This window comes from Neobacillus drentensis (assembly GCF_036965425.1).
In the GTDB taxonomy this organism is placed as follows: Bacteria; Bacillota; Bacilli; order Bacillales; family Cytobacillaceae; genus Neobacillus; species Neobacillus drentensis_F.
Genome location: NZ_JBALPP010000099.1, coordinates 1 through 8,121 on the forward strand (window position 1 = coordinate 1; position 8,121 = coordinate 8,121).

An 8,121-nucleotide genomic window follows, 5' to 3' on the forward strand; every position below is an offset into this window, starting at 1 on the left:
TACAGGTACCATATTAAAATGGTCACTCTTTTTATTTTTGGACAAAATTTGTTAATTACTTTCTAGAAAATATCATTATGATTTATGGTAAAGTGTACTGTATTTAACTTCTATAGAAAAAGATGTGTTTAACGAATGAGTATTATTAAATGCTCCGAATTTACAAAAGAGATAAGTTATTAATAACAAAAAACACCGGTGGTCGGTGTTTTTGCTGTGGCTATTTTAACGGTTTATATCTTTGGTAGGTATTCATCTAATCGATAAAAGGTTCCGGTATATCCTTCCTGAGCCATCTCTTTTGAATCCTCGAAGGTTTTAATCTCATCCGCTGTCGGGGATACGGGAACCACGGTCATTGTAAGGGTTGTTTTTCCTTCATCTTCGGTTAGCGTAATGGTATTCTGGGTTTCCATAGGCCAATTTGCGTCAAAGGGCGCACGTACAATGTTACCTTCTTCATCAGAAAAGAAACTAGTGTAAACAATTTTCTCTGGTGCAATAATTTCACTGTATAAAAATTTAACCCACATTACGTTTCCGTCAGCAGGTTTCTGGCTGTAGTGAAAGACACCGCCCGGACGGAAATCTGATTTAGAAACCTCGAATGTCCATCCTTTTGGCCCCCACCAGTTCTTTAGGTGTTCTGATTCAGTTAATGCCTTAAACACAAGTTCACGTGGAGCATTGAAAGTATGTGTGATTTTGATTTGATTGGACATGTTGATTCCTCCAATAATTTTAGTTTTCATTCCGTTTATTTTCTCTCTGTTGTAGATCATGCAAATAACGATCCAAGTTGTCGAATTTTTCTTCCCAAATGTCGCGGTATTTTTTTAGCCATAAATCTAAGGCTTTAAAGGGCTCTGACCTCAGATTGTAGATTCGACGATTCGCTTCTACTGAAAACTCCACCATTCCTGCTTTAAACAATACACGAAGATGTTTAGATGCTTGAGGCTGGCGAATATGAAGATGGTCTGCTATTTCCCCCACTGTTAATGGGCCCATTCGAAGTAATTCAACAATCTGCAACCTATTAGGCTCGGCAAGAGCGCTTAAGATTGTCGTATAATCCATCCCTTATTTTCCCAACTCCTTTAAAACAATATTATTTTTTAATATACCTAAATAAGAATATTCCCGTCAAGGAATACTTCGGACAAGTCTACTTCACAAACATTACAACTTTACTTTGGCTAACGGACTTTTGTGCAATTTGATAAGCGAAAATAATTCAAATTTATGATGAAAGAGGATAAGCGCACACAAAATATACTAGCCTTAAAAAGTAAACCTATGTCCCTTTTTTGCTTATGTGTTATTAGAAGTCACGAACCTTCATAAAATTTATTGGAGGTGCTGGAAGTGAAAAAGCATGTAAGTGAAATTGAATGTCTTGTCTGTAAAGGAACACATTTTCGAAAGGGTTATTTTGTTGCCAATTACGAAAAATTTGATGAGAAAATTAAGTGGAATGTTAAGACTGAAGCAGGGGTGCAGTTTTATTTGGAATCTGAAGAGGACAATCCACTAAACAAAATTCCCGAGAGAGTAAACCTATTTTCTTATATTTGTGAAGAATGTGGTTATATCATGAATTTTACTAAAGAAAAACAAGTGGAAAGCAAGAAACTGGAAAGAGCTAGAAAACAAAGGCAAACCATGTATGATTGGACTAAATTTAAATAGATAATCCAGAACACTTAGCACTCATATTTTAAGTGTTTTTTCTTTTTGATTGGAAATATGACGAAGGAGAGAGGGATTCCTCTCTTTTTTTATGCAATAATAGGTGATTATTTCTAATCTTTATTATTTTACAAATATTTGATAAAATAAAACTTCAGCATGTCGGATGGTCATTTTTAACAACATCCTTTGGGGGCGTTTGAATGAAGGTATTTTTAGAATTAGGCTGGTTTTTTAAGCAGGAGAAAAAGGCATACATATCCGGGATCTTTCTTTTAATGTTGGTAGCGCTTTTAACCTTGGTCCCGCCAAAAGTAATCGGCATAATTGCAGACCATATTCACGATGGAACAATGACAAAGGGGATCCTGATTCAATGGATGTTGGTCCTGGTAGGCACCGGTCTATCGATGTATGTTCTACGATATTTTTGGAGAATTATGATTTTTGGTTCGTCCGTCAAACTAAGCAGGATACTAAGGGATCGCTTGTTTCAGCATTTTACGAAAATGTCGCCGGCCTTTTATCAAAAAAGTCGAATTGGTGATTTAATGGCTCATGCGACAAACGATCTCCAAGCAATTCAACAAACAGCCGGTGCCGGTGTTTTAACGCTGGTTGACTCGCTTTCAACCGGTGGATTTGTCATCATCGCCATGGCATTTACGATCAGCTGGAAATTAACGCTGATTTGCTTGATTCCCATGCCGATTATGGCGATCTTGACCAATTGGTTCGGGACCATGTTACATAAAAGCTTTCATAAGGCTCAGGAAGCATTCTCATCACTAAACGATAAAACACAGGAAAGTATAACAGGAATCAAAGTCATCAAAACATTTGGGCAGGAACTAGAAGATATAGAAGATTTCCGCAAACAATCGGAAGACGTTGTACAAAAAAACATTGTAGTGGCAAAAATAGATTCCCTCTATGACCCTACCATTTCAATTATAGTTGGTATTTCCTTCTTCCTATCCATTGTGTTTGGCGCAAAATATGTTCTCAACAACGAGCTAACGATTGGGGAATTAATTTCGTTTACGACCTATTTGGGGCTGTTAATCTGGCCGATGCTGGCGTTCGGCTGGTTATTTAACATCGTGGAACGCGGACGTGCTTCCTACGACAGGGTTGCGGCTCTCCTTCGAGAAAAAGTAGAAATCACAGATAAAGAGGATGCCTTGGATATGATTCCGTGCGGGGATATTCAATACAGACTTGCAGAATTTACTTACCCTGGGGAATCACGTCCCATCCTAAAAGATATCACTTTTTCTTTAAATAAAGGTGAAACTCTAGGAATTGTCGGCAAAACGGGTGCAGGAAAGACAACTTTGTTAAAGCTGCTTATTCGCGAGTTTGAAGGATATCATGGGGATATTCTTTTTGGCGAAAAAGCACTGCAAGACTATAAACTAGCAAAATTACGCGAAGCGATCGGCTATGTTCCACAGGATCATTTCTTATTTTCAGCGACTGTGGCAGAAAATATTGCCTTTACCAATCCATCTGCGGCAAAAGAGGAAATTGAAAATGCCGCAGCTTTAGCCAATATCCATGAAGATATCCTTCAATTTTCAGATGGATATCAAACGATCGTCGGTGAACGGGGAGTGTCGTTATCCGGCGGGCAAAAACAACGAATTTCCATTGCCAGAGCATTATTGATGAATCCTGAAGTATTGGTCCTTGACGATTCCCTATCAGCGGTGGATGCCAAAACAGAGGAAGCAATCCTTTCGTCATTAAAGCAAAACCGAGAAGGGAAAACCACGATCATTACTTCACACCGGTTGAGTGCCATCCAACACGCCAATCTGATTCTAGTTCTTGAGGATGGCCGAATTATCGAGCGAGGTACGCATGAAGAACTCATGGAATTTGACGGATGGTACAAAGAAATGTATTTACACCAGCAGCTAGAAGAGTTGGTTGAGCATGGGGGGCATTAATATGGAAGAGAAAGTACAGCTTTCGGAACGGGAGCAACGAAAAATCTTATTCCGTCTTCTTTCCTATACAAAACCGCATAAAAAAATCATTGGGATTGCCTTTATCTTACTACTGTTAACAACGATAGGAGATATCGTTCTCCCAATCCTGGTTAAAATCTTTATCGATGATTATTTGACGCCAGGGAAGCTGGCGTTTCGACCTTTACTCATTCTGGGGTCCATCTACATGGGAATCCAGATAGTAAAAGCGATCCTGTTCTTTTTTCAATTAGTGAAGTTTCAGGAGATTGCCCTTTATATTATTCAGCAGTTGCGAATTGATGTTTTTTCCAAGGTACAGGCACTTGGTTTAAAGTATTTCGATAAAACGCCTGCCGGAAGCATAGTGTCACGGGTAACGAATGATACGGAAGCTATTAAAGAGATGTTTGTAACGGTCCTTTCTACGTTTATTCAAAGTGGCTTCCTGCTGTCGGGAATATTCATTGCGATGTTCATTTTGAATGTAAAGCTAGCCTTGTTTTGTGTCATCATCATTCCCATCCTAATCTATGTCATGGCCTTGTACCGAAAATTAAGTTCACGCTATTACCTCGCCATGCGGGAGAGACTGAGCCAATTAAACGCCAAGCTGGCAGAGGCACTTCAGGGAATGTCGATCATTCAAGTGTTTCGCCAGGAAAAACGTCTGCGTAATGAGTTCGGTGAGATTAACAATCAGCACTACAGTGCCGGAATGAAAAATATAAAAATTGACGGATTGTTGTTAAGGCCGGCCATAGACCTTATTTATACGTTTGCCCTGATCATTGTGCTGAGCTACTTCGGTATCACTTCCTTCCAACACAGTATTGAAATTGGTGTCATTTATGCCTTTATCAATTATTTGGATCGTTTTTTTGAGCCGGTTAATCAAATGATGATGAGACTCTCCTTATACCAGCAAGCGATTGTGGCTGGTTCTCGTGTCTTTAAATTGTTGGATGAACAGGAGCTGGAACCCGCTCAGAACGATGAAAAAGAAAGGGCAATCGAAAAGGGAAAAATCGAATTTAAAGATTTAAGTTTTTCCTATGACGGTAAGCGGAAAGTGTTAAAAAATATTTCCTTTACCGCAAATCCAGGAGAAACAGTCGCCCTTGTTGGCCATACCGGAAGTGGGAAAAGTTCGATTATTAATTTAATGATGCGCTTTTATGAATATGAACAGGGTGAAATCTTGATTGATGGGGAATCCATTCGTCAATATACAAAACCAGAGCTACGTGAAAAAATGGGGCTTGTCCTCCAGGATCCGTTTTTGTTTTTTGGAACCGTCAAGGATAATATCCGCCTTCATAATCAAGACATGTCCGATGAGCAGGTAATGGAGGCGGCAAAGTTTGTCCAGGCCCATACCTTCATTGAAAAACTGGATGATGGGTTTGACCATAAAGTAGTGGAGAGGGGCGCAACCTTCTCGAGCGGTCAACGACAGCTTATCGCTTTTGCGAGGACGATTGCCGCGAATCCAAAAATACTAGTACTAGATGAAGCAACGGCCAATATTGATACAGAAACCGAAGAAGCGATTCAAACGGCACTTTCCAAAATGCGAAAGGGCAGAACGACCATTGCGATTGCCCACCGTTTATCAACTATCCAAGATGCGGATCTCATTCTTGTGCTGCATCAGGGAGAAATCGTAGAGCGGGGCACGCATCAAGAGCTGCTGGCTCTTGGCGGGTTGTATCACAAAATGTTCCTTCTGCAAAATGGAGCAGTAGAAAGATATGAGGATGTCATGAATTTATAGAAAAAAGCCTGGCGTGTTGCCAGGCTTTTTGCATGATTTAATAAGTAGAGTGTGATACTTTCTTTATATACATACGATTATATTCATTTAATAGATTGTCTAGCTCCTGGCTGTAGCGAATGGCAACGGAGGAGGTCAAGCCGTTGGTGATCGCGACTTGAATTAATTCAGCTCGCTTTTTTTCAATTAAGTTTACTAAATCTTGTTTGATCACGGGCGAGTTCCTTTCCGGATAATCTCCAATTTTTTTGGTAGAAATATCATACTAAACTACCAAAAGGCATTGTTTTACTAGTATAACCTATGATGTAAATAATTTCAAAGGAAATTGTAAGAAATTATCCAATCTCGACGGACATAAATTTTGAAAATAGAGAGTATGTTGAAGGAACAGAATGTAGTCAGAGTCACAAAATATTCATGATAATCATTATCTTTTAAGTAAAAGTTTTGTTAGAATGAAAGGGTATCGACTATAGTGGGAGTGTTAATATGTCAGATGTAAATATATTTTTAGCTTTAGGTGCGGGATTTTTGAGCTTTATTTCACCATGCTGCCTGCCTCTTTATCCCGCCTTTTTATCGTACATCACTGGAATGTCGGTAGGGGAATTACAAAGTGAAAATGCTTTACTGCAAAAGCGCAGTTTGCTTCACACCTTGTTTTTCCTATTAGGATTTTCGATTATTTTTATTGCCATCGGCTTTGGGACATCCTTCCTTGGCAGCTTTTTCTTATCCTATAAAGATCTCATTCGTCAGCTTGGTGGCATTTTTATTGTATTCTTTGGACTTGTTATCGTTGGAGTATTCAAACCGGATTTTCTGATGAAGGACCGCCGTTTCGAGTTTAAAAATCGTCCTGCGGGCTACTTTGGTTCCATTTTAATCGGGATGGCCTTTGCAGCGGGCTGGACACCTTGTACGGGTCCAATTCTTTCAATCGTTATTTCCCTTGCGGCAACAAACCCTAGTTCAGGAGTTTTATATATGCTTGCCTATTCACTTGGCTTCGCAATTCCGTTTCTCATCCTATCCTTCTTTGTCGGACGAATGAAATGGATTAAAAAGAACAGCGGCAAGATTATGAAAATTGGCGGCTATATCATGATTGTCATGGGGATCGTCCTATTCTTTGACTGGATGACCAAAATCATTACCCTTTTCTCCGGTTTGTTCGGAGGTTTTACTGGATTCTAATTACATATAAAAATTTTGTTCAATTTTTATATTCTGATGTATAATATGTAAGTAAATTCTTAGATAAGGAAGAGAATCCTATGAACTACGTTGTTGTTTCTTCAATCGGAGCAGTTTTTATGGGCTTTTTTGTCTTATTCATACGAATGAAGGCAGCAAACAAACCCACAAATCTTAAAAAGATTATTCTGCCGCCTTTTTTCATGTCCAGCGGTGCCTTGATGTACCTGGTTCCGCAATTTCGGTTAACACCGATGGAAATTTTAGAAGCGGTCATTGTCGGAATGCTTTTTTCGATCTTGTTGATTAAAACCTCACAATTTGAAATTCGTGACAATGATATTTATCTAAAGCGATCAAAGGCGTTTATATTTATTTTAGTCGGATTATTAGTACTCCGCGTTGTTTTAAAAACGATTTTAAGCAGTACAATCGATATTGGCCAGCTTAGCGGCATGTTCTTCCTGCTTGCATTTAGTATGATCGTGCCATGGCGAGTGGCAATGTACCGGGATTATAAAAAACTCTATAAGCAATTACATGGATAAACACTGACTCTTCCCGAGTCAGTGTTTTTTTAATGCTCTGCTAATGAATATAAAGTGAAAACGCTTAATAAAAATTATTAAGCTTATAATTTTGTATACCGCTTTTGCTATTGTCTCGTGTTGGTTTAACAGAATCCTCCGATATCTCATGTGTTTTACGGATGACAACGTGATTGGGGAGATACCAATGAGAAAAGTATCGGTTATTTTTGTTCTGTTACTAGGCCTTTTGTTACCCGCAATCCAAATAGAAGCAGCCGGCAATTCCCAGTTTATTATCATTAATAAAAGGACGAATACACTTGCCTTTTATGATGGCGGTCATTTGGTTAGGACCTTTAAAGTGGCAACGGGGAAAACAAGAGATTTGACACCGGAAGGGAAATTTAGGATTGTCAACAAGATCGTAAATCGGCCCTACTATAAAGAACATATTGCCGGTGGGGATCCCCGAAATCCTTTAGGAAACCGTTGGATGGGGCTTGAAGCAAGAGGTACATACGGCACAACCTACGGGATTCATGGCAATAATAATGAAAATTCCATTGGTAAATATGTCAGTCACGGCTGTGTCCGGATGCATAATGAGGAAGTGCGCTGGCTGTTTGACCAAGTCCAAAAGTTTACAACCGTGGTCATCACCTATTCGAACAGCAGCTTCGACGAGATTGCTCAAGCGAATGGTTATGGTGTGAGCATTCCTGCTTCTGGTGGAATAGACAATGAGAATCCTGCACCACTTAATGGCTGGGTCGTGACGAACGGTAAAACCTATTACTATGCAAATGGTACGGCAAAAACCGGCTGGCAGACTGTTAACGGCAAATCGTATTTTTTTGATAATAACGGAATTATGAAGACAGGTTGGTTGTCTCTTGGCAGCAAGACTTATTATCTGGATGGAAAAGGGGTTAGGCAAACTGGCTGG

Annotated in this window: 9 protein-coding genes; 6 read left to right on the plus strand and 3 right to left on the minus strand. The window is 39.4% G+C overall.

Annotated elements, in window-relative coordinates; translation table 11 throughout:
- Positions 1–233: 233 nt before the first annotated feature.
- Entirely contained in the window at positions 234–722 is a 489-nt protein-coding gene (locus V7161_RS21790) for an SRPBCC domain-containing protein (protein WP_335714961.1), read from the minus strand.
- A 19-nt stretch (positions 723–741) separates the two neighbouring features.
- Positions 742–1,080, minus strand: coding sequence for an ArsR/SmtB family transcription factor (locus V7161_RS21795; RefSeq protein WP_335714962.1), 339 nt, complete (start codon positions 1,078–1,080; stop codon positions 742–744).
- A gap of 288 nt (positions 1,081–1,368) precedes the next feature.
- Between V7161_RS21795 and V7161_RS21800 the strand changes: the two genes are divergently transcribed.
- The 3 genes from V7161_RS21800 (at position 1,369) to V7161_RS21810 (ending at position 5,445) form a co-directional block, all read left to right on the plus strand.
- On the plus strand, positions 1,369–1,692 hold the full coding sequence (locus V7161_RS21800; RefSeq protein WP_335714963.1) for a hypothetical protein: 324 nt from the start codon (positions 1,369–1,371) through the stop codon (positions 1,690–1,692).
- Positions 1,693–1,895: 203 nt separating this feature from the next.
- Positions 1,896–3,647: an ABC transporter transmembrane domain-containing protein gene (locus V7161_RS21805; RefSeq protein ID WP_335714964.1), complete on the plus strand. Its 1,752-nt coding sequence runs from the start codon at positions 1,896–1,898 to the stop codon at positions 3,645–3,647.
- A 1-nt stretch (position 3,648) separates the two neighbouring features.
- The gene (locus tag V7161_RS21810; RefSeq protein WP_335714965.1) at positions 3,649–5,445 is read left to right on the plus strand and encodes an ABC transporter ATP-binding protein; all 1,797 of its coding nucleotides are present in this window, start codon (positions 3,649–3,651) and stop codon (positions 5,443–5,445) included.
- Positions 5,446–5,482: 37 nt separating this feature from the next.
- On the opposite strand, the gene V7161_RS21815 is transcribed toward V7161_RS21810, so the two are convergent.
- Complete coding sequence (locus V7161_RS21815; protein WP_335714966.1) at positions 5,483–5,659, minus strand: aspartyl-phosphate phosphatase Spo0E family protein; 177 nt, start codon at positions 5,657–5,659, stop codon at positions 5,483–5,485.
- 278 nt (positions 5,660–5,937) lie between these two features.
- Between V7161_RS21815 and V7161_RS21820 the strand changes: the two genes are divergently transcribed.
- The 3 genes from V7161_RS21820 to V7161_RS21830 form a co-directional block, all read left to right on the plus strand.
- Positions 5,938–6,645 (plus strand): cytochrome c biogenesis CcdA family protein, encoded by a 708-nt coding sequence (locus V7161_RS21820; protein WP_335714967.1) that lies wholly within the window; start codon positions 5,938–5,940, stop codon positions 6,643–6,645.
- An 80-nt stretch (positions 6,646–6,725) separates the two neighbouring features.
- A complete protein-coding gene (locus tag V7161_RS21825; RefSeq protein ID WP_335714968.1) occupies positions 6,726–7,193 on the plus strand; it encodes a CcdC family protein in 468 nt (155 codons plus the stop codon).
- 187 nt (positions 7,194–7,380) lie between these two features.
- Positions 7,381–8,121 (plus strand): L,D-transpeptidase family protein (locus V7161_RS21830; protein ID WP_335714969.1); only part of this gene is annotated, 741 nt, incomplete at its 3' end.

Bases quoted from the DNA above. Each gene is read 5' to 3' on its own strand.
- V7161_RS21820 (WP_335714967.1), top strand. From the start codon at position 5,938: ATGTCAGATGTAAATATATTTTTAGCTTTAGGTGCGGGATTTTTGAGC.
- V7161_RS21825 (WP_335714968.1), top strand. From the start codon at position 6,726: ATGAACTACGTTGTTGTTTCTTCAATCGGAGCAGTTTTTATGGGCTTT.
- V7161_RS21805 (WP_335714964.1), top strand. From the start codon at position 1,896: ATGAAGGTATTTTTAGAATTAGGCTGGTTTTTTAAGCAGGAGAAAAAG.
- V7161_RS21795 (WP_335714962.1), bottom strand. From the start codon at position 1,080: ATGGATTATACGACAATCTTAAGCGCTCTTGCCGAGCCTAATAGGTTG.
- V7161_RS21790 (WP_335714961.1), bottom strand. From the start codon at position 722: ATGTCCAATCAAATCAAAATCACACATACTTTCAATGCTCCACGTGAA.
- V7161_RS21810 (WP_335714965.1), top strand. From the start codon at position 3,649: ATGGAAGAGAAAGTACAGCTTTCGGAACGGGAGCAACGAAAAATCTTA.